General features: G+C 70.4%; 23 protein-coding genes. 13 read left to right on the top strand and 10 right to left on the bottom strand.

Translation table 11 applies throughout. The features are described 5' to 3' along the window. Positions 1–67 precede the first annotated feature (67 nt). A complete protein-coding gene (locus VHD82_RS27515; RefSeq protein WP_325710156.1) occupies positions 68–1,921 on the bottom strand; it encodes a Na+/H+ antiporter in 1,854 nt (617 codons plus the stop codon). A 168-nt stretch (positions 1,922–2,089) separates the two neighbouring features. On the opposite strand from VHD82_RS27515, the gene VHD82_RS27510 reads away from it, so the two are divergent. After that, the gene (locus VHD82_RS27510) at positions 2,090–3,193 is read left to right on the top strand and encodes a M20 family metallopeptidase (RefSeq protein WP_414637581.1); all 1,104 of its coding nucleotides are present in this window, start codon (positions 2,090–2,092) and stop codon (positions 3,191–3,193) included. Here the strand turns inward: VHD82_RS27510 and VHD82_RS27505 are convergent. Genes VHD82_RS27505 through VHD82_RS27495 form a run of 3 tightly spaced genes read right to left on the bottom strand, consistent with a single transcriptional unit; the run spans position 3,190 to position 6,574 of the window. Further along, positions 3,190–4,044, bottom strand: coding sequence for an SDR family oxidoreductase (locus tag VHD82_RS27505; protein ID WP_325710149.1), 855 nt, complete (start codon positions 4,042–4,044; stop codon positions 3,190–3,192). The genes VHD82_RS27510 and VHD82_RS27505 overlap by 4 nt on opposite strands. Further along, the gene (locus tag VHD82_RS27500; RefSeq protein ID WP_325710146.1) at positions 4,008–5,615 is read right to left on the bottom strand and encodes an FAD-dependent monooxygenase; all 1,608 of its coding nucleotides are present in this window, start codon (positions 5,613–5,615) and stop codon (positions 4,008–4,010) included. The genes VHD82_RS27505 and VHD82_RS27500 overlap by 37 nt, the downstream gene beginning before the upstream one ends. Then, positions 5,612–6,574 carry an MBL fold metallo-hydrolase gene (locus tag VHD82_RS27495; protein WP_325710143.1) on the bottom strand — a complete coding sequence of 321 codons (963 nt, stop codon included), beginning with the start codon at positions 6,572–6,574 and terminating at the stop codon, positions 5,612–5,614. The genes VHD82_RS27500 and VHD82_RS27495 overlap by 4 nt, the downstream gene beginning before the upstream one ends. 307 nt (positions 6,575–6,881) lie before the next feature. Here VHD82_RS27495 and VHD82_RS27490 point away from each other — a divergent pair, with 307 nt between their 5' ends. Next, complete coding sequence (locus VHD82_RS27490) at positions 6,882–7,424, top strand: MarR family transcriptional regulator (protein ID WP_325710141.1); 543 nt, start codon at positions 6,882–6,884, stop codon at positions 7,422–7,424. 93 nt (positions 7,425–7,517) lie between these two features. Here VHD82_RS27490 and VHD82_RS27485 read toward each other — a convergent pair whose 3' ends face one another. Both VHD82_RS27485 and VHD82_RS27480 read right to left on the bottom strand, forming a co-directional pair. Next, entirely contained in the window at positions 7,518–8,003 is a 486-nt protein-coding gene (locus VHD82_RS27485) for a glutathione peroxidase (RefSeq protein WP_325710138.1), read from the bottom strand. Positions 8,004–8,095: 92 nt separating this feature from the next. Further along, the gene (locus VHD82_RS27480; RefSeq protein WP_325710135.1) at positions 8,096–8,287 is read right to left on the bottom strand and encodes a hypothetical protein; all 192 of its coding nucleotides are present in this window, start codon (positions 8,285–8,287) and stop codon (positions 8,096–8,098) included. Between the two features lie 80 nt (positions 8,288–8,367). On the opposite strand from VHD82_RS27480, the gene VHD82_RS27475 reads away from it, so the two are divergent. Genes VHD82_RS27475 through VHD82_RS27460 form a run of 4 tightly spaced genes read left to right on the top strand, consistent with a single transcriptional unit; the run spans position 8,368 to position 12,344 of the window. Then, the gene (locus VHD82_RS27475; RefSeq protein WP_325710132.1) at positions 8,368–8,919 is read left to right on the top strand and encodes a hypothetical protein; all 552 of its coding nucleotides are present in this window, start codon (positions 8,368–8,370) and stop codon (positions 8,917–8,919) included. A gap of 21 nt (positions 8,920–8,940) precedes the next feature. Continuing rightward, a complete protein-coding gene (locus VHD82_RS27470) occupies positions 8,941–9,129 on the top strand; it encodes a hypothetical protein (protein WP_325710129.1) in 189 nt (62 codons plus the stop codon). A 12-nt stretch (positions 9,130–9,141) separates the two neighbouring features. Continuing rightward, positions 9,142–11,064, top strand: coding sequence for an aconitate hydratase (locus tag VHD82_RS27465; protein WP_325710126.1), 1,923 nt, complete (start codon positions 9,142–9,144; stop codon positions 11,062–11,064). Between the two features lie 41 nt (positions 11,065–11,105). Continuing rightward, complete coding sequence (locus VHD82_RS27460) at positions 11,106–12,344, top strand: amidohydrolase (protein ID WP_325710124.1); 1,239 nt, start codon at positions 11,106–11,108, stop codon at positions 12,342–12,344. Positions 12,345–12,843: 499 nt separating this feature from the next. Here VHD82_RS27460 and VHD82_RS27455 read toward each other — a convergent pair whose 3' ends face one another. The 3 genes from VHD82_RS27455 to VHD82_RS27445 all read right to left on the bottom strand — a co-directional run bounded on the left by VHD82_RS27455 (position 12,844) and on the right by VHD82_RS27445 (position 14,766). Then, a complete protein-coding gene (locus VHD82_RS27455) occupies positions 12,844–13,335 on the bottom strand; it encodes a VOC family protein (RefSeq protein ID WP_325710121.1) in 492 nt (163 codons plus the stop codon). Positions 13,336–13,411: 76 nt separating this feature from the next. Further along, on the bottom strand, positions 13,412–13,675 hold the full coding sequence (locus VHD82_RS27450; protein ID WP_325710118.1) for an HPr family phosphocarrier protein: 264 nt from the start codon (positions 13,673–13,675) through the stop codon (positions 13,412–13,414). Between the two features lie 65 nt (positions 13,676–13,740). Further along, positions 13,741–14,766, bottom strand: a complete 1,026-nt coding sequence (locus VHD82_RS27445; RefSeq protein ID WP_325710116.1) for a LacI family DNA-binding transcriptional regulator — start codon at positions 14,764–14,766, stop codon at positions 13,741–13,743. Positions 14,767–14,905: 139 nt separating this feature from the next. Between VHD82_RS27445 and VHD82_RS27440 the strand changes: the two genes are divergently transcribed. The 7 genes from VHD82_RS27440 to VHD82_RS27410 are packed head-to-tail and all read left to right on the top strand — an operon-like array spanning position 14,906 to position 21,218. Continuing rightward, a complete protein-coding gene (locus VHD82_RS27440; RefSeq protein WP_325710113.1) occupies positions 14,906–15,907 on the top strand; it encodes a sugar ABC transporter substrate-binding protein in 1,002 nt (333 codons plus the stop codon). A gap of 11 nt (positions 15,908–15,918) precedes the next feature. Continuing rightward, a complete protein-coding gene (locus VHD82_RS27435) occupies positions 15,919–16,965 on the top strand; it encodes an ABC transporter permease (RefSeq protein ID WP_325710110.1) in 1,047 nt (348 codons plus the stop codon). 6 nt (positions 16,966–16,971) lie between these two features. Continuing rightward, positions 16,972–17,802, top strand: a complete 831-nt coding sequence (locus VHD82_RS27430) for an ATP-binding cassette domain-containing protein (RefSeq protein ID WP_325710107.1) — start codon at positions 16,972–16,974, stop codon at positions 17,800–17,802. Next, complete coding sequence (locus tag VHD82_RS27425) at positions 17,799–18,248, top strand: VOC family protein (protein ID WP_325710104.1); 450 nt, start codon at positions 17,799–17,801, stop codon at positions 18,246–18,248. The genes VHD82_RS27430 and VHD82_RS27425 overlap by 4 nt, the downstream gene beginning before the upstream one ends. Then, positions 18,245–19,420 carry a Gfo/Idh/MocA family oxidoreductase gene (locus VHD82_RS27420; RefSeq protein WP_325710101.1) on the top strand — a complete coding sequence of 392 codons (1,176 nt, stop codon included), beginning with the start codon at positions 18,245–18,247 and terminating at the stop codon, positions 19,418–19,420. The genes VHD82_RS27425 and VHD82_RS27420 overlap by 4 nt, the downstream gene beginning before the upstream one ends. Further along, positions 19,417–20,424 (top strand): sugar phosphate isomerase/epimerase, encoded by a 1,008-nt coding sequence (locus VHD82_RS27415; protein WP_325710098.1) that lies wholly within the window; start codon positions 19,417–19,419, stop codon positions 20,422–20,424. Before VHD82_RS27420 ends, VHD82_RS27415 begins: the two co-directional genes overlap by 4 nt. Next, positions 20,421–21,218 carry a DUF1932 domain-containing protein gene (locus VHD82_RS27410; protein WP_325710095.1) on the top strand — a complete coding sequence of 266 codons (798 nt, stop codon included), beginning with the start codon at positions 20,421–20,423 and terminating at the stop codon, positions 21,216–21,218. The genes VHD82_RS27415 and VHD82_RS27410 overlap by 4 nt, the downstream gene beginning before the upstream one ends. Here VHD82_RS27410 and VHD82_RS27405 read toward each other — a convergent pair. Beyond that, positions 21,134–21,985, bottom strand: a complete 852-nt coding sequence (locus VHD82_RS27405) for an isocitrate lyase/phosphoenolpyruvate mutase family protein (protein WP_325710092.1) — start codon at positions 21,983–21,985, stop codon at positions 21,134–21,136. The two genes, VHD82_RS27410 and VHD82_RS27405, sit on opposite strands and share 85 nt — an antisense overlap. Positions 21,986–22,037 lie beyond the last annotated feature (52 nt).

Raw genomic sequence — 22,037 nt, 5'->3', positions numbered from 1 at the left:
GACAGCATGGCCACGCGTGCGGGCGCGAGGCAACGAGATCGTTCCGGTGAACGAGATCGGGCGGACCTCAGCCGACGACGCGGTCCACGAAACACCAGCGCCAGTTCTCCCCCGGCTCATAGCTGCGCATCACCGGGTGGCGGGTGTCGTGGAAATGCTTGCTGGCGTGCCGCCGCGGCGAGGAGTCGCAGCAGCCGACGTGCCCGCATTCCAGGCACAGCCGCAGGTGCACCCACGTGGTGCCCTCGCGCAGGCAGTCCACGCAGCCCGTTTCGTCCGAAGTGGCCGTGCCGGCGTTTTCGAGGTGCTCGCAGGAACCGGCGGTGGCCGCGGGGGTGTCGAGTTCGCGGCCGGGGTTGCGGGGGTTCTCCTCGGGCGGTTCCAGCATCGACTCCTCGATGTCCAGGGTTTCGAGCACGTGCCGCAGCACCTCGTCGTCGGCCGTGGCGCGGTCGCGGGCGGTCAGCAGCACCTCGCGCTCGGCTTCGAGCATCGCCGCGCGCAACCGCCGGTAGGCGGCACTCGGTGTCTCCTCGAGACTACTGCGGGCACCGAGCCGTTCCCACGCGGAATCCGAGCGGTAGGCCTGTTTGTCACGCAATCGGTCGATCACGTCGGCCGGGTCGTCCGGGCCGCGGATCTCCTCCAGCCGCGCCAGCCCCGCCGTGGTCATGTCGTGCAGCAGAGCGGCTTCCTGCAGCGCGTCTTCACCCGGGTCGGGCGCCGGAAGATCCAGCCGCCGCACCAGTTTCGGCAAGGTGGTGCCCTGCAGCAGCAGCGTGCCCGCCACCACCACGAACGCCGAAAGCACCAGCACCCCGCGTTCCGGGGTGTCGGTGGGCAGCACGAACGCCGCCGCCAGCGTGACCACGCCGCGCATCCCGGCCCACGAGATCGCGGTGGTCTCGGACCAGGACAGGTTCCAGCCGGGCAGCAGCTTGCGCACCAGCCCGGAGCCGAACAGCCACGCAAGCCGCGCCAGGATCGTCGCGACCAGCACGCATGCGCAGATCCCGGCGATCGCGAGCCCGCTCAGTTCGCTGTCGGCGACCTCGGCCAGTATCCGCCGCAGCTGCAGGCCGATCAGCAGGAAGACGACGTTCTCCAGGAGGAACTGGATGGTCCGCCAGTTCAGCCTGCTCGCCAGCCGGGACGGCCCCGACGACATCCGCGGGGTCTGCTGGCCGAGGATCAGCGCGGCCACCACCACCGCCAGCACCCCGGAACCGTGCACCGCCTCGGCGGGCAGATACGCCAGGAACGGCACCGCGAACGACCAAGCCGTGTCCATCACCGGGTCGGTCAGGCGCCGGCGCAGCTGGAAGGCGCCCCAGCCGATGAGCGCGCCCACCACGACCCCGCCGACAGCGGCGAGCACGAAGTCGAGCCCCACCTCCCACAGCGTCACCGAACCGGCGATGGCGGCGATCGCCGTGCGCAGCGCGACCAGCGCGGCCGCGTCGTTGAGCAGGCTTTCCCCTTCGAGGATGCGCACCACCCGGCGCGGCATCCCGACGCGGCGCGCGACCGCGGTGGCGGCCACCGCGTCCGGCGGCGCGACGACCGCGCCCAGCGCGATCCCCGCGGCCAGCGGCAGGCCCGGGATCACCGCCCAGGTGACGAGCCCGACGGCGATCGTGGTGAACGCGACCAGCCCGACCGACAGCAGCGCGATGGGCGCCTTGTTGACCCGGATCTCCACCAGCGAGGTGCGGACCGCGGTGGAGAACAGCAGCGGCGGCAGCAGCCCGACCAGCACGAACTCCGGATCGAGCTGGTAGGAGGGCACGCCGGGGATGAACGAGGCCGCCACGCCGACCACGACGAGGCACAGCGGCGGGGACCAGTCCAGCCGCCGGGCGGCCCCGGTGACAAGGAGGACCACCAGGACGAGACTGAGGATTTCGGTGGCTACCAGCATCAGCCGTGCGTGAAGGGTGCCGGGGAGGAAAAGGCCTCCGTGTCCGCTGCCATGATCGCCTTTGGCTCGCCGCTGGTGGAAGTCCCATGATATCGGTAGGCCGAGCGCCGGGGAGCCGAAGTGCCACCATCCGAGGTCGAGGTATGGACCGCAAGGGCAGTGCGCCCGATGGCGGCCGACCTGCGCGCGCTCGTTGAACTGGAAACGCCCAGCGAGCACAAGGAACTGCTGGACGCGGGCCTTTCGGAGATCCACCGCTGGCTTGCCACCCGCCTCGGTGAACCGGCGCAGCTGCACCGCCACGACGGCGGCGCGCACGGTGACGTCCTCGAAGCGGCGTACCCGGGCGCGATGCCGGGCGAAGTACTCATTCTGTGCCACTACGACACTGTGTGGCCTGCGGCCACACTGGCGGACTGGCCGTTCGAGGTGGTCGACGGCCGCGCGAGCGGGCCGGGCACGTTCGACATGAAGTCCGGGATCGTGCAGGCGGTGTGGGCGGTGCGCTGCGCGCGCGAGCTGGGGCTGCCGCTGCCATCGGTCCGGTTCCTGCTGACCGGAGACGAAGAGATCGGCAGCCCGGCCGGGCGCGCGCACATCGAGCGGCTGAGCGAGGGCGCGCTGGCCACGCTCGTGCTGGAGGCTTCGCTCAACGGCGCGGTCAAGACGGGGCGCAAGGGTGTCGGGCTGTTCGACGTCGTGGTCACCGGCGTGGAGGCGCACGCGGGGCTGGAGCCGGACGCGGGAGTCAGCGCGATCCACCAGCTCGCCCTGCTCGTCCCGCGGCTCGCGGCGCTGGCCGACCGGGCGCTGGGCACCACGGTCAATGTCGGGCTGATCAGCGGCGGCACCGCGCGGAACGTGATAGCGGGCCAGGCGTGGTGCGCGCTGGACATCCGGGTGGCCGAGCCCGCGGAGATGGCGCGGCTGGACGCGGCTTTCGCGGAGCTGCGGCCTGCGGACCCGCGGGCACGGGTGAGCGTGCGCGGCGAGTGGAACCGGCCGCCGATGGTGCCGAACCCGCCGTCGCAGCGGTTGTTCAAACTGGCCCACCAGGTGGCGGCGGAGCTGGGCATCGCGCTGGCCGAGGTCTCCGTGGGCGGCGCCAGCGACGCGAACTTCGTTTCGGCGCTGGGCCGCCCGGTGCTCGACGGGCTCGGCGCGCTGGGCGGCGGCGCCCACTCGCGCCACGAGCACGTGCTGCTCGATCATCTTTCCCAGCGCACCGCGTTGCTCACGAACTTGCTGGTGGCGCTGGGAAATCCTGGCTAGGTCAGATGCCGCCACGCGGCGGGCTCGGCGTCGAGGAACTCCGCGAAGGTCCACGGGCGGCGGCCGGTGACGTGTTCGATGGTGTGGCTCGTCACCGACATCTCGCCGGTCGCGATCCCGAGGTACGAGCCGACCCAGCCGTCGATCTCCCATTCCTCGGCGCCCGCACGGGATTCCCGGGCCTCCGCCTCGGTTTCCGCGTGGTAGCCGATCTTCCGGCCGGTGGCCGCCGAAAGCAGCCGCGCCGTCTCGTCGAGGTCGATGGCCTCCGGGCCGGACACGTCATATACCTGGCCTGCGTGCGAGGGGTCGAGCAGCACCTCCACCGCGAGCCGGGCGATGTCCGTGCGGGAGACCCAGGCGATCCGGCCTCGCCCGGCCGGCCCGCGCAGCACGCCGTCGGCTCCGACGAAATGCGGGGCCACGTCGGCATACAGCGTGTTACGCAGCGCAGTCAGCCGCAGGCCTGCGCCGGCGATCAGCCGTTCGGTCTCCGCGTGTTCCCTGGCGAACGTGAACGACGCCAGCGGGGCCGCGCCCATGAACGACGTGTACACGACCCTGTCCACCCCGGCCTCGGCCGCCGCCTGCACCGCGGCCCGGTGCTCGGCCATCCGGTGCAGGCCCTCGTGCCCCGACACCAGGAACAGCGTCGAGACACCGGAAAGCGCTTCCCGAAAACCGTTCTCGTAGGAGGCTTGGGCGACTTCGGCGCCGGGCAGCGACGGCGCGCGCCCGGCGTCCCGCACGATGAGCCGTTGCGGCAGTTCACGTTCGGCGAGCAGCCTGGCCACCCGGGAGCCCAGCTGCCCGGTCACCCCGGTGACGGCGATCTTGTCCACTTTCGACATTCCTCCAGGGTAACGGCCGCCCGGCCCAGGGCACGGTGCAGTGCGGGTGCCAGATCGGCCCAGCTGGTGACCACTGCGGCCACGTAAGCGTCCGGACGGATCAGCCACAGCTCCCCCGGGCGCACGGCCAGCGCCTCGGCGAGGGCGCCGGAAGCATCGATGCCGGCCAGTTTCACCAGCCGCACGGGGCCCGGGGACGTCGGCAGCTCCGCACATTCCGCGCCTTCCGTTGCCAGCACGAGGAAACCGTCCCTCGCCAGCTCACGGAACCGGGTCCTGCCTGCCGCCGACACCGGCGCATCCGGCACCAGGATCCCCGGCCCCGCAGCGGGAACACACCCGCGTGCCGGCCGCCCGCGGAAGGGCCGCGAACTGTCCGAAGTGGTCAGTCGTGACTCCGCATACCAGAACGGCTCGGACAGCCGGCCGGAATCCACCCGCGCCCGCAACGCCGGATCCGCCGCCGCGCCCGCCAGCACCGTGCGGCGCGTCCGGTGCTGTTCTTCGTTCTGTGGCACCAGGAAATCCATCGTCGCGGTGGTCACCTCGATGTTCTCCTGCGCCGCGGCGTGGCGTTCTTCGTGGTAGGTCTCGAGGAGTTCCTCCCCCGCCCAGCCATGCAGCACATACGCCAGCTTCCAAGCCGCGTTCTCCGCGTCGCCGACCCCGGAGTTCAGCCCCCGCGCACCGAACGGCGACACCAGATGCGCGCAGTCACCGGCCAGCAGCACCCGGCCGGCCCGCATCCGGTCCACCACCCGCGAATGGAAGCGGTACACCGATTTCCACACGATCTCGTACGGGGTTTCCCCGATGATCGCCCGGATCCGCCGGTCCAGCGCGCCGGTGCGTTCCTCCTCGCCGAGGTCGTACCCGCCCGGCACCTGCCAGTCGATGCGGAACGTCGAGCCGGGGCACGGATGGATCAGCACCTGCCGCCCCGGGTTCCACGACGGGTCGAAGTAGAACCGCCGCTCGGCGGCCCATCCCGGCAGCTCGGCGCGGATGTCGCAGATCAGGAACCGGTCGTCGAAGGAATGCCCGTCGAAGCGCACACCCAGGGCTGCCCGGATGCCGTCGGCGCGCGCGCCCGCGCACGCGACCACGTAGTCCGCGCGGATCTCCTGCCCGTTCGCGCAGGTCAGGGTGACTCCCCCGGTGTCCTGCGCGAGGCCGGTCACCTGATGGCCCCAGCGCACGTCGATCAGCGGCGTGGCGGCGATGCGCTCGTCGAGGAGCTCCTCCGTGCGGGCCTGGGAGATGTTGACGAACGGCGGGAACGCGGACCGGCCGGCGTCGGGCAGCGAGTAGGCGAACAGCTCCTCGTCGCGGTAGAAGGTACGAGCGGTGGTCCAGGTGACCCCTTCCCCGGCGATCCGCCGCCCCACGCCGACGGACTCCCACACGTCCAGGACATCGCGCTGCTGGCAGATCGCCTTGGACCCGACGAGGTCCCGTTGCGCCCGGCCGTCCAGCAGCACCACCGGCACTCCCCAGCGGGCCAGCAGCAACGCGGTGGTCTGCCCGACCGGCCCGTTGCCCAGCACCGCGACCGCGCGGTCGGTGCTCATCCCTGCAGCTGGTCCCAGACCTCGCGGTCGCGCTCGGCCGTCCAGATCACCGGCCGCTCGACTCCGGACAGCTCGTCCCACAACCGGGAGACGTCGAAGGGCAGGCAGTGCTCGAAAATCGGCCAGCGGCCGTACTTCGGCGCCAGTGCCGCGTGCGTGCGCTCGAAGGCTTCCTTGAGCGCTCCGCCGGCCTCCTGCACCGCGCTGACCTCGCGGATCATCACCCGCAGGAAGTCCCGGGTCTGCTCGACGGCCGCGTCCACGGCGTCCCGGCCACGGCTGACCGCGCCACGGCCGCCGATCAGCGCCTCGGCGCCGAACCTCCGCACGTTGTCCAAAGTGGACGATGACCAGTCGCGGTGGAACGCGTCCCCGGTGTACAGCGCGGCCTCGGCCTCGACGAGGTCACCGGCGTAGAGGATCTTCTGCCGGGGCAGCCAGGCGACGATGTCACCCTCGGTGTGCCCGCGCCCGCAGTACTGGAGGACGAGGTCGCCGCGGTCGCCGCCGAGGTCGATGGTGAGCCGGTCGGAGAACGTCAGGGTGGGCCAGGTCAGCCCGGGCACGGTGTCGGCGTCCTTGGCCAGCCGGGGCATCCGGGCGAACTCGCTCTCCCAGTCCTCCTTGCCACGCTCGGCCACCAGCGCGCGGGTGTTTTCGTGGGCGACGATCACCTCGGCGTTGAACGCGGAGGCGCCGAGCACCCGGACCGCGTGGTAGTGGGAAAGCACCAGGTACCGCACCGGTTTGCCGGTGTGCTCGCGCAGTTTCGCCAGCCAGTCGCTTGCGGCGGCGGGGGTGGCGAGCGCTTCGAAGCAGACCAGGAAATCCTCGCCCTCGATGGCACCGACGTTCGGATCGCCTTCGGCCGTCAGGGCGTAGACACCGTCGTCGAGCACCTCCAGCGTCTGCTCCTTCTGGGCCAGATCCCCCGACGACGCGAAAGCCTTCTGGGCCACGGCGCCCACCTCTCATTGATGAAAGCTTTGACTAACTTTCCCGTGCGAGTGTAACCCGGGTCACGCTTGAGGGGAAGCCTAGAGCCCGGCCGGCGAGCGGGACAGCCGTTTCACTGGATTCATCGCGAGGGGCCTAGCCTGTCCCGCATGAGCACCGAGGCACCGCACGCAGCCGGCGTGACGCAGGAGCGACGGCGCGGAGGACCGACCGGGTGCGGGTGTCCCGCATGAGCACCGAGGCACCGCACGCAGCCGGCGTGACGCAGGAGCGACGGCGCGGAGGACCGACCGGGTGCGGGTGTCCCGCATGAGCACCGAGCCCGCCCCGTCACCCGAGGAACTCGACTACCTGACTTTCGTGGATTACGCGATCGCCAAGACGACGGCCGAGCTGCCGGCGGTCGACCCGGCCGCGATGCGGCTCGGGCTCACCCTGCACCGGCTGACCAGCGCGCTGGTCTACGACTGGGAGTCGACGGTGCACCGGCCGCGCGGGTGGAGCTGGGGCGGGTTCCGGGTGTTGTTCGTGCTGTGGCTCGCCGGGCCACTGGAGGCGAAGCGGGTGGCCCAGCTTTCGGGGATGAGCCGGGCCGCGGTTTCGGCCTTGGTGAACACGCTCGAACGGGACGGGCTCGTGTCCCGCAAGCAGGCCGAGCACGACCGCCGGGCGGTACTGCTGAACCTCACCGGCGCCGGGCACGAGGCGATCACGAGCGCGTACGAGGCGCACAACGAGCGCGAGCAGGCCTGGGCGAATTCACTGAGCAAGCCCGAGCAGACGATCCTGATCGGATTGCTGGAGAAACTCACGACCGGCGCCGCGGCGAACGAGGCCAAGCGGCGGTTCTGAGTGACCAAGGATTTGATGTTCTGGTGGAGCTGAGCTGAGGGAACACCCCACACCACAGGCGGGGTGTTCCCGGACGTCTCCTTGCCGGAAGCGCTACGGCAGCGCGGCTTCGATGGCCGCGACGACCTCGGGCGCTTCCGGCTCGGTGCGGGGACGGAACCTCGCGATCACCTTGCCGTCGGCGCCGACCAGGAACTTCTCGAAGTTCCACTGGATGTCGCCCGCTTCACCGTCGGCGTCCGCGGTCTCCACCAGCTCGCGGTAGACCGGGTGCCGGTCGGGGCCGTTCACGTCGATCTTCTCGAACAGGGGGAAGGTGACGCCGTAAGTCGTCGAGCAGAACTCCGCGATTTCCCCCGCGGTGCCCGGCTCCTGCCCGGCGAACTGGTTGCAGGGAAAGCCCACCACGGAGAAACCCTTGTCGCCGTAGCGTTCCTGGAGTCGCTCCAGGCCTTCGTACTGCGGGGTGAGCCCGCATTTGGACGCCACGTTCACCACGAGCAGCGCCTTGGCGCCGAGGTCGTTCAGGCTCGCCGCGTCACCGGAAAGCGTGCGCAGCGGAATTTCGCCGAGAGTCATCGAATCCGTCCTTCACGAGGGGTGTCATCGGGTGCACCTCCAGATCATCACGAAAACCGGCGCAGCCCGTTCCCCTGTGAGGGGGACCACACTCAGTGGCCCGGCCGCGGCTCCGGCACCGTGGTGACCCCCTCGGTGGGCCTCAGGCCCAGTGCCTCCAGCAGCAGCGCGCAGTCGTCCGCGTCCGCCGCCGCGGACGCGACCGCACGCACCGCGCGCCGTCTCTGGTCGAGCACAGCCTCGCTGTCCTCGAGTATGTCGACCGGAAAACCGTTGTCTCCCATAACGTTCCCCTCCTCCGACCGGAAGTCCGTGTAGCGGGCCGGTACCCGGGGTAGCCGGACACCGGACGAAAGGAGCGGCTGTGAACAGCTTTTCCGACCCGGTACGAGCCCGGGGCCCCTCCGCCGTCACCGAAGGTACCCCTGACGGCCCGATCGTGCTGGTGCTCGACCCCGCCGGGGCTGCCCCGCACGAGGATTTGCCCGCGACCTGGCGTGAGCTGGGCGAACAGTGGCGCATCGTGTGGTGCCGGCTGCCCGCCGACGGAGGCCTTTCCGAAGCGGACGACATCCTCGGCGACCGGCCGGGCAAGCTTGTGCATCTGGTGGCCAGCGGCCCCTACGCGGACACGGCGTTGCGCCTGGCCGAGCGCTACAGCGAGTCGGTGCGCTCGGTCCTGCTGGTCGACCCGGGCGCGCGCGGTTTCGTCGAGCCGGGTGATGGCCCGGAGGCCGACGAGGATTGGGAAAACGAGACGGAGACGCGTCGCTGGGCGCTGACGAGATCCGGCGTCGAAGTGCACACGATCGCGCACAGCGAAGGCGGCAAACGGGACCGTGTGCCCGCACCGTTGCCGCTGGGCCACCCCGACGTGGCGACCGCAGTCAGCAAGTTCGTGGCCGGACTCGGCTGAACCCGGAAAGGAAGTGACCCCGTGACCGAACCCGCGGACATCGTGGACGAGGACGTGCTGGCACCGGTGGAGGACGTGCTGGAGCAGCGCCGCGAAATCTCCCCGGACCCGCCGGTGGAGCCGGATTCCGAGGCGTCCACCGAAGCGGACCCGGCCGATGTGGCGGACCAGCGGCGAGTCGTGGTGTACGACGAGGACGAACCCCGCTGAGGAGGTGCCCGGATGTCGGTCGCACGCGCGTTGATCGAGAGCCACCTGCTCTCCGGCGAGCCTGCGCCGGGCAACGAGATCGCGCTGCGGGTGGACCAGACACTGACCCAGGACGCCACCGGCACCCTGGTGATGCAGGAGCTGGAGTCACTCGGCCTGGAACGAGCCCGCACCGAGGTGAGCGTCCAGTACGTCGACCACAACCTGCTGCAGGCCGACGAGAAGAACGCCGAGGACCACGCGTTCCTGCGCTCGGCCTGCCGCCGGTACGGGCTGTGGTTCTCCAAACCGGGCAACGGCGTCTCCCACCCGACGCATATGCAGCGCTTCGGCAGGCCCGGCCGGACGATGGCGGGCTCGGACTCGCACACCTGCGCGGCCGGGTCGCTGGGCATGCTCGCGATCGGGGTCGGCGGGCTGGAGGTGGCACAGGCCATCGCCGGTGAGCCGCTCTACCTGCGGATGCCGGAGATCTGGGGGGTGCGGCTGACCGGCAGGCTGCCGGACTGGGTGTCGGCCAAGGACGTCGTGCTGGAGATGCTGCGGCGGCACGGGGTGAAGGGCGGGCTGAACCGGATCATCGAGTATCACGGCCCCGGTCTGGACACGCTGACCGCGATGGACCGGCACGTCATCGCGAACATGGGCGCGGAGCTGGGCGCGACCACGACGGTGTTCCCCGCCGACGGCGCCGTGCGCGAGTTCCTGCGCGCCGAGGACCGGGAGGAGGACTTCACCGAGCTGCTGCCCGGAGGCGGTTACGACCTCGAGGACGAGATCGATCTGTCCACTTTGGAGCCTTTGATCGCGAAACCGTCCTCGCCGGGCAACGTCGTCCCGGTCCGCGAAGTCGCCGGGACGGAGGTGGGCCAGGTGGTGATCGGTTCGTCGGCCAATCCCGGCCTGCGGGACTTCGCGATGGCCGCGGCGATGGTGCGCGGGCGGCAGACCGTGGATTCGGTGAGCTTCGACGTGAACCCGTCCTCGCGGGAGATCTTCGCGGACCTGACGAAGATGGGTGCCACCTTCGACCTGATCTCGGCCGGGGCACGGATCCACCAGGCGGGGTGCATGGGTTGTATCGGGATGGGCCAGGCACCCGCCGCCGGGCACAACTCGCTGCGCACCTTCCCCCGGAACTTCCCCGGACGGTCCGGCACGAAGGAGGATTCGGTGTGGCTGTGCTCACCGGAGACGGCGGCCGCCGCGGCGCTGACCGGGGTGATCACGGATCCGCGTGAGCTGGGTGTGCCGTACCCGGAGCTGTCGCTGCCCGGGCATGCCTCGGTGAACACCCACATGCTGGTGCCACCGCTGCCGCCGGACGAGGCGGCCCGCGAGGAGCTGGTCAAGGGGCCGAACATCTCGTCGCTGCCGGACTTCCCGGAACTGCCGGACGAGATGGCGGGGCCGGTGCTGCTGAAGCTCGGTGACAACATCTCCACCGACGAGATCTCCCCCGCCGGCGCGCGCTCGCTGCCGTTCCGGTCGAACGTACCGAAGCTCGCGGAGTTCACCTTCAGCCAGGTGGACGAGGACTACACCCGGCGGGCGCACGAGGAGGAGCACGGTCATTTCATCGTCGGCGGGGACAACTACGGGCAGGGCTCGTCGCGGGAGCACGCCGCGATCACGCCCCGCTACCTAGGCCTGCGCGCGGTGCTGGCGAAGTCGTTCGCGCGGATCCACTGGCAGAACCTGGCCAACTTCGGCATCCTCGCGCTGGAGTTCACCGATCCGGCCGACTACGACCGGATCGGCCGCGACGACGTGCTGCGCGTGCAGAAGCTGCGGGAAAACCTTCCCGGGGACGACAAGCTGACCGTCCACAATGTCACGAAGGACGAGGACTACCTGCTCTGTCACCGGCTTTCGCCACGGCAGGTGGAAGCGGTGCTCGCGGGCGGGCGGATCCCGCTGCTGGCGCGGCGGTAGTGCCGGGTGATCTACTGCGGTGAGGCGACGAAAGGAAAACCGTGGACCTGGTCTCGCTGCGCCGCGACGTGCATGCCCACCCCGAGCCGGCCTTCTGCGAGCTGCGCACCGCCGCGCTTGTGTTGTCCCGCTTGCGAAAGCTGCCCGTGCGCCTGCGCATGGGGCCGGAGGCGATGCGCCTGGAGGGTATCCCGGCTTACCCGGATGAGCAGGCGCTGGAGCGTTTCGCCGGGCTGGCGGTCGCCAACGGCGCGGACGCGACCGATGTCGAGACACTCGCCGCCCAGGGCACCGCGGTCATCGCGGACCTCGAAGGCACCCGTCCCGGGCCGACGTGGGCGCTGCGCTTCGACATGGACGCCCTCCCGGTCGCCGAGGCCGAGGACGGCGGGCACGTCCCGGCCGCGGCCGGTTTCCGCTCGGACTACCCGGGATTCATGCACGCCTGCGGGCACGACGGGCACGTCGCCATCGGCCTGACGCTGGCCGAACGCCTTGCCGACCGGGATTTCCCCGGCACGGTGCGGTTCCTGTTCCAGCCGGCGGAAGAGGGCGGGCGCGGCGCCCGCGCGATGCTCGGCGCGGGCGCGGTGGACGGGGTCGACAGGTTCGTGGCCATGCACCTCGGCCTCGACCTCGCGGCGGGAACGGTCGCGGCGGGCATCACCGGGATCTTCGCGACCACCAAGATGCGGGCCCGGTTCACCGGCGTCGCCTCGCACGCCGCGGCGGCGCCGCAGGACGGCCGGAACGCACTGCTCGCGGCCGCGACGGCGGTGCTGGGAATCCACGGTTTGCCAAGGTTTTCCACCGCCGACACCCGGGTGAACGTCGGCACGCTGCACGCTCCCGGCAACGTCAACATCGTGCCGGCGCTCGCGGAGCTGACGTGCGAAGCGCGCTCGCGGGACGGCGCGGTGAACGTCGATCTGACCGAGCGGGTGAAGCAGGTGCTGCGAGGCGCGGCGGAAGCGCAGGAGGTGACCGTCGAGATCGAGGAAACGGGCGGCTCGACCTCTCTGGACTGCGACGACGAACTGCTCGACGCCGTGCTCGTCGCGGCCAAGGCGGGCGGGCACGAGACGGTGCGGCTGCACGAAATGGGCGGCAGCGACGACGCGAGCCTGTTCGCCGAAGTCGTCCAGCGGGCCGGGGGCCGGGCGACCTACACCGTGGTGGGCGGGGGAAATCCGGCGCCGCACCACAACCCGTACTTCGACGTGGACGAGGCGGCGCTGCCGATCGGGGTGGACGTGTTGGAGCGGCTCGTGCGCGGGTGATCGCGGGTGCGGGCGGAGCACGGCCCCGGAGTTGGGTGTTCATCCCGTCGCCTGCGACCCCGAAATCGCTTTGCCCCGCCCCCCCCCCCCGCAGATCCGCGGCCCGACAACGCGAGATTGCGGGTCCGGGGCAAAGTGATACCCCTGGGAGTAGGCGACGGGATGAACACCCAACTCTCTCTCCCAGCCGCGCCGGGACCGGCGGCCGAGCTACGGGCCCCGTTCATCCTGGAGCCAGCCCCTCCGGCGAGGAGAATCTTTTTCCCTTGCGCCGCAACGGTTGCGGCAGCAACGGCCGCGCGCGGAGCGCGCTATGGCACCCACCCCCGCCCCGATCGCGCAGTGTTCAACGGTCGCCGCACCGCGTCAAGGCGGGAAAGATGCCTGGACGCGGCACGTCGGCCGCTGAGGGCGCTGGGGATCGGTTCGGTGGCGGGGTGTGGGCGTGGCGAGGCTCCGCTTGCGTTGCCGGGCACCGGTGGGCGGAGCGTGCTGCTCGCTAGAGCGCGAGCGGCCTCGGGGCGGAGGCCATCGCCTCCGGGGAATCCCAGTCCACGCCGGGCACGTCGACGTACAGCTCGACCTCGTTGCCATCCGGGTCCGCGATGTACAGGCTGTGGGTGGCGAAGTGGTCGCTCATGCCGAGCAACGGGGTGCCGGTCTCGGAGACCCTGGCCAGCGCCTCACGCAGTTCGTCGTCGCTGTCACCGACCTTGAGCCCGAAGTGGTAGAGCCCCACGCGCCGCCCCTCCGGCTGGCTCGCCGCCTCCGGCCCGACCTCGATCAGCAGCAGCTCGTGGTGCGTACGCCCGCCGGGCGCGTTGAAGGCCGCGACCGGCAGCTTGCCCAGCTCGGCGTCCCGGCCGGGCGCGGGCAGGATCTGACGCCAGCCCAGCACGTCCCGGTAGAACGCGGCCGATCGTTCGATGTCCCGGACGTAGAGCACGACGTGCCCCAGCTCCTTGATCTCCACCCCGACGCCTCCGGTCATTGAAACTTCAACCGGAAGCATACGCCGCCTGGATCATCCCGCACGACAGAAGCCGGCAGGACCGACGTCCGCCGCGTCAGTCGTGATCGGTGGCGACCACGGTGGCCAGCTCGGCCAGCGCGGCGTCGGCCTCGGGGCCCTCGGCACGCAGGACAACCTCGTCGCCGTGCTTGGCGGCCAGCCCCATCACCGACAGCAGGCTGCGCGCGTCCACCGGCTCACCGTCACCGAGGCCGATCGTCACCGGCACCGGCTGCGCGGCGGCGGCCTTGACGAACAACGCGGCGGGCCGGGCGTGCAGACCCACCGACGACCCGACGACGACGCGGCGTTCCGGCATGACGATCTCCTTGCTGTGAGGGAAGTACCGCCCAGGTTAGCAATAGGTCTAGACCACATCAACTCTCAGTGCTTCGGCACGCCGGTACTCCCCCGGATCACCAGGCTCGGCTGCAGCACCAGCTCGCGCGGCCGCATCCGCGGCTCGTCCAGCCGTTCGACCACCGCCCGCACCGCCAGTTCCGCCTGCCGCTCCGGATCCTGCCGCACGGTCGTGAGGTCGATGTGCGAAAGCCGCGCCAGGTGGTTGTCGTCGTAGCCGACCACCGACACGTCACCCGGCACGTCGAGCCCGGCGCGCCAGACCGTGTCCAGGAAGCCGACCGCGGAACGGTCGTTGCTGGCGAACACCGCGGTGGGCAACCTGTCCCGGTCGGCGAGCAGGGCCTGGGCCGCGTTCGCGCCGGACTCCTCGGTGTGGCCGCCCGGCAGCACGCGGATGTGCTCGGCGAGCCCGTGCCGGCGCATACCGCTGAGGTACGCGCGGCGCCGTTCGGCGGAGCCGGCCTCGTCGCCGCCGTCGATGTGGACGATCGAGGTGTGCCCGAGATCGACGAGGTAGTCGATGATCTGGCGAACCCCTTTGCCCTCGGCGACGTGCACCGAATCGACCTCCGCGCCGGGGAACCGCCGCCCCACGACCACCGCCGGGATGCGCTTGCCCAGCTCGGTGACGTAGTCCGTATCGAGATGCCCGCCCAGCAGGATCAAGCCCTCGCACCGGTGCCCGAGCAGCGCGTCCACCGCCTTGCGCTCGTCTCGCGCGGGCGGCGCGGCGCCGGAAAGCAGGATCTCGTAGCCGAGCCGTTCGGCCACCGGGTAGATGCCTTCCACCAGATCGGCGTGGAAGAGGTTGCGCACCGTCAGCATCACGCCGAGCACCTTGCTCCGGCTGCGCGCCAGCATCTGCGCGGCGCTGTCGGGCCGGTAGCCGAGCTCGCGCGCCGCGGCGAACACCTTTTCCCGCGTCTCGTCACTGGCACCCGGCTCGTTGCGGAACACCAGCGACACCAGCGCGCGGGAGACTCCGACGCGCGCGGCGACGTCGGACATGGTGGGACGGCGGTCGCGGGCACCCCGTTCACTGACCATTCCCCGATCCTGCCTTCCGCATCCGAAACCGTTGCGCGGAGGGTCTTGACATGCCGATGTGATCCGCAGCATAGTACGCGTCACTAGAGCGCGCTAGTAGCGCGCGACAGGCTCGTTCTCACCCTGCACAAAGAGGTGCATGATGCGCAGAACTCGCAAGTTCGCCCTCACCGCGGTGACCACGGCGGCGGTGCTCACGCTCGCGGCGTGCAGCGGCTCCGGCGGCAAAGGCGCCGAAACCCAGAGTGGCGGGGTGGCCGCCGGCCAGGCCGACACCCCCCGGATGAAGATCATCATGGTCACCCACGCCCCGGCCGGGGACACCTTCTGGGACATCATCCAGAAAGGCGCCCAGGCCGCGGCGGCCAAGGACAACGTGGACCTGACCTACACCTCCGACCCGGACGCGCCCAAGCAGGCCGCGCTGCTGCAGAACGCGATCGATCAGAAACCCGACGGTATCGCGCTCACCATGCCCAATCCGGACGCGCTCGCCGACGGCATCGCCAAGGCCAAGGCGGCCGGCATTCCCGTCGTGGGACTGAACGCGGGCGTGGACAGCTGGCAGAAACTGGGCCTGCTGGAGTACTTCGGGCAGGACGAGTCGATCGCCGGCCAGGCGTTCGGGAACAAGCTCGACGACGCCGGCGCCAAGCACGCGCTGTGCGTGATCCAGACCCAGGGCCAGACGCAGCTGGAAGCCCGCTGCAACGGGGTCAAGCAGACGTTCAAGGGCCAGACCGAGGTGCTCAACGTCAACGGGGAGGACGCCACCGCGACCCAGTCCACGATCCAGGCGAAACTGCAGCAGGACAAGAGCATCGACTACGTCGTGACCCTCGGCGCGCCGATCGCGCTGCTGGCGGTGAAGTCCGTGTCCGGCGCCGGCAGTTCGGCGAAGGTGACGACGTTCGACCTCAACAAGGCGCTGGTGGCCGCGATCAAGGACGGTTCCGTGCTGTGGGCGATCGACCAGCAGCCGTTCCTGCAGGGCTACCTGGCCATCGACGCGCTGTGGCTGTACAAGTACAACGGCGACATCAGTGGCGGTGGCATCGCGCCGGTGCTCACCGGGCCCGCGTTCATCGACAAGAGCAACGTCGACGCCGTGTCGGCCTTCGCCGATCGCGGCACGCGGTAGCGAGGATTCCCATGACACAGGCAATCGCGCCCACCCCGGCCGTCCCGCACGCGCAGGTGAAACCGCGTTCGCTCGGGCGGCGGATCCTCGCCCGGCCGGAACTGAGCTCGCTGCTCGGCGCCGTCGCGGTGTTCGTGCTGTTCCTCGCCGTGGCGCCGCCCTTCCGCGAAGCGGCTTCACTGTCCACTGTGCTCTATGCCAGCTCGACGCTCGGCATCGCCACGGTCGGTGTCTCGCTGCTGATGATCGGCGGCGAGTTCGACCTTTCCGCGGGCGTCGGCGTCACCACGTCCTCGCTGGCCGGGTCGATGCTGGCGTTCCAGCTGACGGTCAACGTGTGGGTCGGGGTGCTGCTGGCGCTGGTGCTCTCGCTGGGCATCGGGTTCTTCAACGGCTGGCTGGTGATGCGCACCAGACTGCCCAGCTTCCTCATCACGCTGGCCAGTTTCCTGATGCTGCAAGGGCTCAACCTCGCGATCACCAAACTGGTCACCGGGAACGTGGCCACCGATTCGATCGCCGACATGGACGGGTTCGACTCGGCCAAGGCGGTGTTCGCCTCCGACGTGCACATCGGCGGCGTCGCGGTGAAGATCACCGTCTTCTGGTGGATCCTGCTGCTGGCCATCGCCACCTGGGTGCTGCTGCGCACCAAGGTGGGCAACTGGATCTACGCGGTCGGCGGGCAGGCCGATTCGGCCCGCGCGGTCGGGGTGCCGGTGAAATGGACCAAGATCGGGCTGTTCATGACGGTCGGGTTCTGCACCTGGTTCGTCGGGATGCACCAGCTGTTCGCGTTCGACGTGCAGCAGTCCGGCCAGGGCGTGGGCAACGAGCTGTACTTCATCGCGGCGGCGGTGGTCGGCGGCTGCCTGCTCACCGGCGGGTACGGCTCGGCGATCGGTGGTGCGATCGGGGCGCTCATCTTCGGCGCCACCACCCAGGGAATCGTCTACGCGGGCTGGAATCCCGACTGGGTCAAGTTCTTCGTCGGCGCGGTGCTGCTCATCGCGACACTGCTCAACATGTGGGTGCGGCTGCGCACCGCGAGGAGGTGACCGGCCATGGCGGAGGAAACCGGGCCGATCGTCGAGCTGACCGGGGTCGGCAAGAACTACGGCAACATCACCGCGCTGAGCGGGGTCGATCTCGCGGTGCGCGAAGCCGAGGTCACCTGCGTGCTCGGTGACAACGGCGCGGGCAAGTCCACGCTGATCAAGATCGTCTCCGGGCTGCACGCGCACGACGCCGGTGAGTACAAAGTGGACGGACAGCCGGTGCGTTTCGGTTCCCCGAGGGAAGCACTGGACCGCGGGATCGCCACGGTGTACCAGGATCTGGCCGTGGTCCCGCTGATGCCGGTGTGGCGCAACTTCTTCCTCGGCTCGGAACCGACGACCGGGGTCTGGCCGGTGCGCAGGCTCGACGTGAAGAAGATGCGCGAGACCACCGGCACCGAACTGAGGAAACTCGGCATCGAACTGCCCGACGTGGACCAGCCCATCGCGAGCCTGTCCGGCGGGCAGCGCCAGTGCGTGGCGATCGCGCGGGCGATCTACTTCGGCGCCAGGGTGCTGATCCTCGACGAACCGACCGCCGCGCTCGGCGTGAAGCAGTCCGGGGTCGTGCTCAAGTACATCGCCTCGGCGCGCGACGCGGGGCTCGGCGTCATCTTCATCACCCACAACCCACCGCACGCGTTCATGGTCGGCGACCATTTCGTCGTGCTGCGCCAGGGAGAAGTGGAGCTGAACGCCCGCCGCGCCGAGCTCACCCTGGAACAGCTCACGCACCACATGGCGGGCGGCTCCGAACTGGACGCGCTGCGCCACGAGATCGACCGGATCCAGGCGCCCGAAATGGGTGCCCTGCACGAGATGGGGAGCAGTACATGAAAGCGATCCACCACGTGGCCATCACGGTCGCCGATCTGGCCGGGGCCCGGGAGTTCTACACCCGGGTGCTCGGCCTGACCGAGCGCACCGACCGGCCCGGTGAGCTGGCACCGGGCACCTGGCTCGACGTCGGCGGGCAACAGGTCCACCTCGTGGCCGGCACCCCGCCCGCCGCGCAGGGACAGCATTTCGCACTGCTCGTCGACGATCTCGACGCCACCGTCGGACAGCTGCGGGCGGAGGGGGTGCAGGTGAGCGATCCGGTGCCGATCGGCAAGGCCCGGCAGTGTTTCCTCGCCGACCCGTCCGGTACTGTGCCGATCGTTACTGATCCGACTACAGCCACGGCGGAAATGGGTTTCTCCGAGCAAGTCCGCTGCGGTTGGTGTCCGCCTACCTTCGGTCGGATCAGTAACGCGATCGAACTCCACGAGGCGGCGAAATGACCGGTGTCGCGGTGATCGGCGCCGGGATGGCGGGGCGCGCCCACGCGGCCGGTTACCGCTCGGCGGGCACGGTGTTCGACCTCGACCGGAGTCCGGTGCGGCTGGTCGCGATCTCCGACCTCAACACCGCGCTCGCCGAGGATGCCCGGCGCCGCTACGGTTTCGAGCGCGTCGAACAGGACTGGCACGCGATCGCGGAAGCGCCGGACATCGACGCGGTGAGTGTCGTGGTGGCCAACCAGCTGCATCGCGAAATGCTGGAAACCCTGCTGGCGGCCGGAAAACACGTGCTGTGCGAGAAGCCGCTGGCACCCACCGCCGCCGACGGCCGCGCGATGGCCGAGGCCGCCCGGCGCACGGACCGGGTGGCCGTGGTCGGGTACACCTACCGCCGCTCCCCCGCGGTCAGCGCGATCCGGGAAGCGCTCACCGGGGGCAGGCTCGGCGATCCCGTCCACTTCAACGGGCACGCCTGGTACGACTACGCCTTCGACCCGCTCACCCCGTTGACCTGGCGCTACCGCGGCGGGCCTGGGTCGGGCATCCTCGCCGACACCGGCAGCCACCTGCTGGACCTGGCGGAGTACCTGTGCGGCCCGGTGACCGAGATCAGCGGCGGCAGACTGGAAACCGTGATCCCGCGGCGGCCCATCCCGGCCGGGCCGACCGTCGGGCACGCCCGCGCGGAGCTGACCGGCGAGTATGCGGCGGTGGAGAACGAGGACGTGGTCACGTTCACGGCGAAGTTCGCGAACGGGGCGCTGGGCACCTTCTCCGCTTCGCGGGTGGCGCACGGGATGCCGGACGGGCTGGCCCTCGAACTGTTCTGCGGCAAGGGATCCGCGGCGTTCAACCTGCACCGCCCCGGCGAGTTCACCATCTCCGACGAAGCGCCGCGCGCTGAGCTCAACGGACACCGGACCGTGTACGTCGGGCCCGCGCATCCGTATATCCACAATGGACTCCCGATGGACTCGCCCGGCGCCGGGCACGGCACCGCGGACCTGTTCACCTACCAGGCGCGGTCGTTCCTCGACCAGATCGCCGGGATCAAGGAACTGCCACCCTGTGCGACGCTCGACGAAGGCGCGCACGGGCTGGCGGTGCTCGAAGCGGTGGTCACGTCCGCGCACAACGGCGGGGCCGCGGTCACGATCGGGAGAAACGGATGAAGTTCGGCGCCTACACCGCCTGCCTGCACGACCGGACCCTCGACGAGATCCTGGAGCTACTGCCCGGGATGGGTCTGGACAGCCTGGAGGTGAACGCGGGCGGGTTCATCCCGGCCCCGCACATTCACGTCGACGCCCTGCTGGCGAGCGGACGCGCGCGACGCGAGTACCTGGCCCGCATCGCCGGCGCCGGGATCACGCTGACCGCGCTGAACGTCAACGGCAACCCGCTGCACCCCGACGTGGCCGTTTCGGCCAAGCACGCGGGTGACCTGCGCTCGGCGATCGAACTGGCCGGGCTGCTCGGCGTGCGGAACGTGGTGGCGATGTCCGGCCAGCCCGGCGCGCACCCGGGCGCGCTCGCCCCGGCGTGGATCGTCGAGCCGTGGAACTCCGCGGCGAGCGAAGTGCTGGAGTACCAGTGGAGCGAGGTGGCCGTGCCGTTCTGGCAGGACATCGAGCAGCGGGCGCGGCGGGCGGACGTGCGGGTGTGCATCGAGATGCATCCGCACAACGTGGTCTACAACCCGGCCACGCTGACCCGGCTCATCGAGCGGACCGGCTCGACGCAGATCGGTGCCGAGATGGACCCGAGCCACCTGTTCTGGCAGGGCATGGAGCCGATCACGGTGATCGGGCATCTCGGCGACAGGGTCTTCCACGCGGCCGCGAAGGACGTGCGGATCAACGAGGAACACTGCCGGCTCAACGGGGTGCTCGACGACCGGTTCCGCACCCCGGGCCCCGGCGAGCCTTCCGTGGGCATCGGCGGGCGGTATGTGCTCAACCGGTTCCCGGAGACCCCGCCGTGGGAGTTCGTGTCGGTCGGAAAAGGGCACGACGTGGCGTACTGGGCGGATTTCCTGGCCGCGCTGGCGAAAGTGGATCCGGACATCGCGATCAATATCGAGCATGAAGACGTGGAGCTGGGCCAGCTGGAAGGGTTGACTTTCGCCGCCGCGCAACTGCTGGCGGCGAGAGAGCAGGTAGCTTCGGGAGCATGATCGGCATAGTGCATCCCGGAGACATGGGCGCCGCCGTCGCCGCCTTGGTGCCCGGCGCGGCGTGGGCGTCCGGCGGCCGGAGCGAAGACACCCGGCGGCGCGCGGCGGGGCTGACCGATCTGGGCGGTATCGCCCGGATCAAGGACGAATGCGAGATCGTGCTGTCGGTCTGCCCGCCGCACGCGGCGGTGGACGTGGCCACGGAATTCCAGGGCTACCAAGGGCTTTACGCGGATCTCAACGCCGTCAGCCCGGCCACGCTCGCGCGGATCGCCGGGCTGGTCCCCCGGTTCGTCGACGGCGGGATCGTCGGCCCGCCGCCCCGCGAGGCCGGCACCACCCGGCTGTACCTGGCCGGTGCCGAGGCGCCGGCGGTCGCGGAGTTGTTCGCGGGTTCGGTGCTCGAAGCCCGGGTCCTCGACGGCGAGATCGGTGACGCGTCGGCGTTGAAGATGGTCTACGCGGCGTGGACCAAGGGCACCAACGCGATCCTGCTCGCCGTTCGCGCGGCGGCGCGATCCCTTGGTGTGGAAGAAGAACTGGTGAGGGAATGGCGGCAGAGCCAGCCGGAGCTGCCCGCCCGTTCCGAGCAGGCGGCCCGCGTCGGCCTGGAGCGGGGCTGGCGCTGGTCGTACGAGCTGGACGAAATCGGGCGCACGTTCGCCGCCGCCGGCCTGCCGGACGGGTTCGGCCACGCGGCCGCCGAGGTCTACCGGCGGCTGCCGAAGGACGCGGGTGAGGATTTGGAAACAGCGTTGTCCCACCTCGTCGAAAAGCCTGCCACCTCCGCGTAGCTGATGATGTCCGCCGCGACGGGCTCGCCCGCGGCCACCGCGGCGGCTACCCGCACGGCCGCGTCGAGTGCGGCGCGGAACAGCAGCGAGCCACAGCTGACCCGGCCGACGCCGAGCTCGGCCAGGCGGGCGAAGCCCGGGCCCGCCGGTGAGTACAGGATGTTCAGCGGCACCGGGATTTCCCGCACCGCAAGCGCGATCGAGGACTCGCCGGTCATCCCGGGGATGAAGATGCCATCCGCCCCGGCGTCCACATAGGACTGTGCGCGCCGGAGCGCTTCGGCGTCGAGGTCGACCCCGTCCGGCTTGAGCCAGTGCGTATCGGTGCGCGCGTTGACGAACAGGCCGCTGGTCTTGGCCGCCGCGATCAGCTCGCACTGACGGCCGACGTCGCCCAACGCGTCTTCGAGGTTCACCCCGGTCACGCCCATCCCGGCGAGTTCACCCGTGAGCACGGCGACTTCGCCCGGCTCGTCGCCGAACCCGGTCTCGATGTCGACGGTGAGCAGACAGGGCAGCGTGACCAACCGCCGGGCGAGCGCGACGGTCTCTTCCCGGGTTACCCCGACGCCGTCCGGCAGTCCCGCCGCCGCAGCCACACCGAGGCTGGTCGTGCCCAGCGCCGGAAACCCTTGTGCGACAAGGGCCGCGCCCGACGCGTGGTCCCAGGCGTTGGGCAGCAGTAGCGGACGCCCGGCGTGGTGCAGAGCCGTGAACTCGTTCACCGAACCGACGAGGCGACGACGTTGCCGGTGCGTGGAAGTCATGTCCTCAGGCTAGATCCGTGACATGTCGGCCGCGACCGACGCATCCTGACAG

This window comes from Amycolatopsis sp. (assembly GCF_035546795.1).
Taxonomy (GTDB): domain Bacteria; phylum Actinomycetota; class Actinomycetes; order Mycobacteriales; family Pseudonocardiaceae; genus Amycolatopsis_E.
The sequence above is the reverse complement of the archived record's forward strand: the minus strand, read 5'-3'. Positions and strand labels throughout refer to the sequence as shown.

What these genes read in the sequence shown, in the direction of transcription:
- VHD82_RS27420 (WP_325710101.1), top strand. Translation starts at nt 18,245, where the DNA reads ATGACCGGTGTCGCGGTGATCGGCGCCGGGATGGCGGGGCGCGCCCAC.
- VHD82_RS27455 (WP_325710121.1), bottom strand. Translation starts at nt 13,335, where the DNA reads ATGACCGGAGGCGTCGGGGTGGAGATCAAGGAGCTGGGGCACGTCGTG.
- VHD82_RS27415 (WP_325710098.1), top strand. Translation starts at nt 19,417, where the DNA reads ATGAAGTTCGGCGCCTACACCGCCTGCCTGCACGACCGGACCCTCGAC.
- VHD82_RS27515 (WP_325710156.1), bottom strand. Translation starts at nt 1,921, where the DNA reads ATGCTGGTAGCCACCGAAATCCTCAGTCTCGTCCTGGTGGTCCTCCTT.
- VHD82_RS27465 (WP_325710126.1), top strand. Translation starts at nt 9,142, where the DNA reads ATGTCGGTCGCACGCGCGTTGATCGAGAGCCACCTGCTCTCCGGCGAG.
- VHD82_RS27430 (WP_325710107.1), top strand. Translation starts at nt 16,972, where the DNA reads ATGGCGGAGGAAACCGGGCCGATCGTCGAGCTGACCGGGGTCGGCAAG.
- VHD82_RS27490 (WP_325710141.1), top strand. Translation starts at nt 6,882, where the DNA reads ATGAGCACCGAGCCCGCCCCGTCACCCGAGGAACTCGACTACCTGACT.
- VHD82_RS27510 (WP_414637581.1), top strand. Translation starts at nt 2,090, where the DNA reads ATGGCGGCCGACCTGCGCGCGCTCGTTGAACTGGAAACGCCCAGCGAG.
- VHD82_RS27445 (WP_325710116.1), bottom strand. Translation starts at nt 14,766, where the DNA reads ATGGTCAGTGAACGGGGTGCCCGCGACCGCCGTCCCACCATGTCCGAC.
- VHD82_RS27405 (WP_325710092.1), bottom strand. Translation starts at nt 21,985, where the DNA reads ATGACTTCCACGCACCGGCAACGTCGTCGCCTCGTCGGTTCGGTGAAC.
- VHD82_RS27410 (WP_325710095.1), top strand. Translation starts at nt 20,421, where the DNA reads ATGATCGGCATAGTGCATCCCGGAGACATGGGCGCCGCCGTCGCCGCC.
- VHD82_RS27450 (WP_325710118.1), bottom strand. Translation starts at nt 13,675, where the DNA reads ATGCCGGAACGCCGCGTCGTCGTCGGGTCGTCGGTGGGTCTGCACGCC.
- VHD82_RS27440 (WP_325710113.1), top strand. Translation starts at nt 14,906, where the DNA reads ATGATGCGCAGAACTCGCAAGTTCGCCCTCACCGCGGTGACCACGGCG.
- VHD82_RS27480 (WP_325710135.1), bottom strand. Translation starts at nt 8,287, where the DNA reads ATGGGAGACAACGGTTTTCCGGTCGACATACTCGAGGACAGCGAGGCT.
- VHD82_RS27425 (WP_325710104.1), top strand. Translation starts at nt 17,799, where the DNA reads ATGAAAGCGATCCACCACGTGGCCATCACGGTCGCCGATCTGGCCGGG.
- VHD82_RS27485 (WP_325710138.1), bottom strand. Translation starts at nt 8,003, where the DNA reads ATGACTCTCGGCGAAATTCCGCTGCGCACGCTTTCCGGTGACGCGGCG.
- VHD82_RS27435 (WP_325710110.1), top strand. Translation starts at nt 15,919, where the DNA reads ATGACACAGGCAATCGCGCCCACCCCGGCCGTCCCGCACGCGCAGGTG.
- VHD82_RS27505 (WP_325710149.1), bottom strand. Translation starts at nt 4,044, where the DNA reads ATGTCGAAAGTGGACAAGATCGCCGTCACCGGGGTGACCGGGCAGCTG.
- VHD82_RS27500 (WP_325710146.1), bottom strand. Translation starts at nt 5,615, where the DNA reads ATGAGCACCGACCGCGCGGTCGCGGTGCTGGGCAACGGGCCGGTCGGG.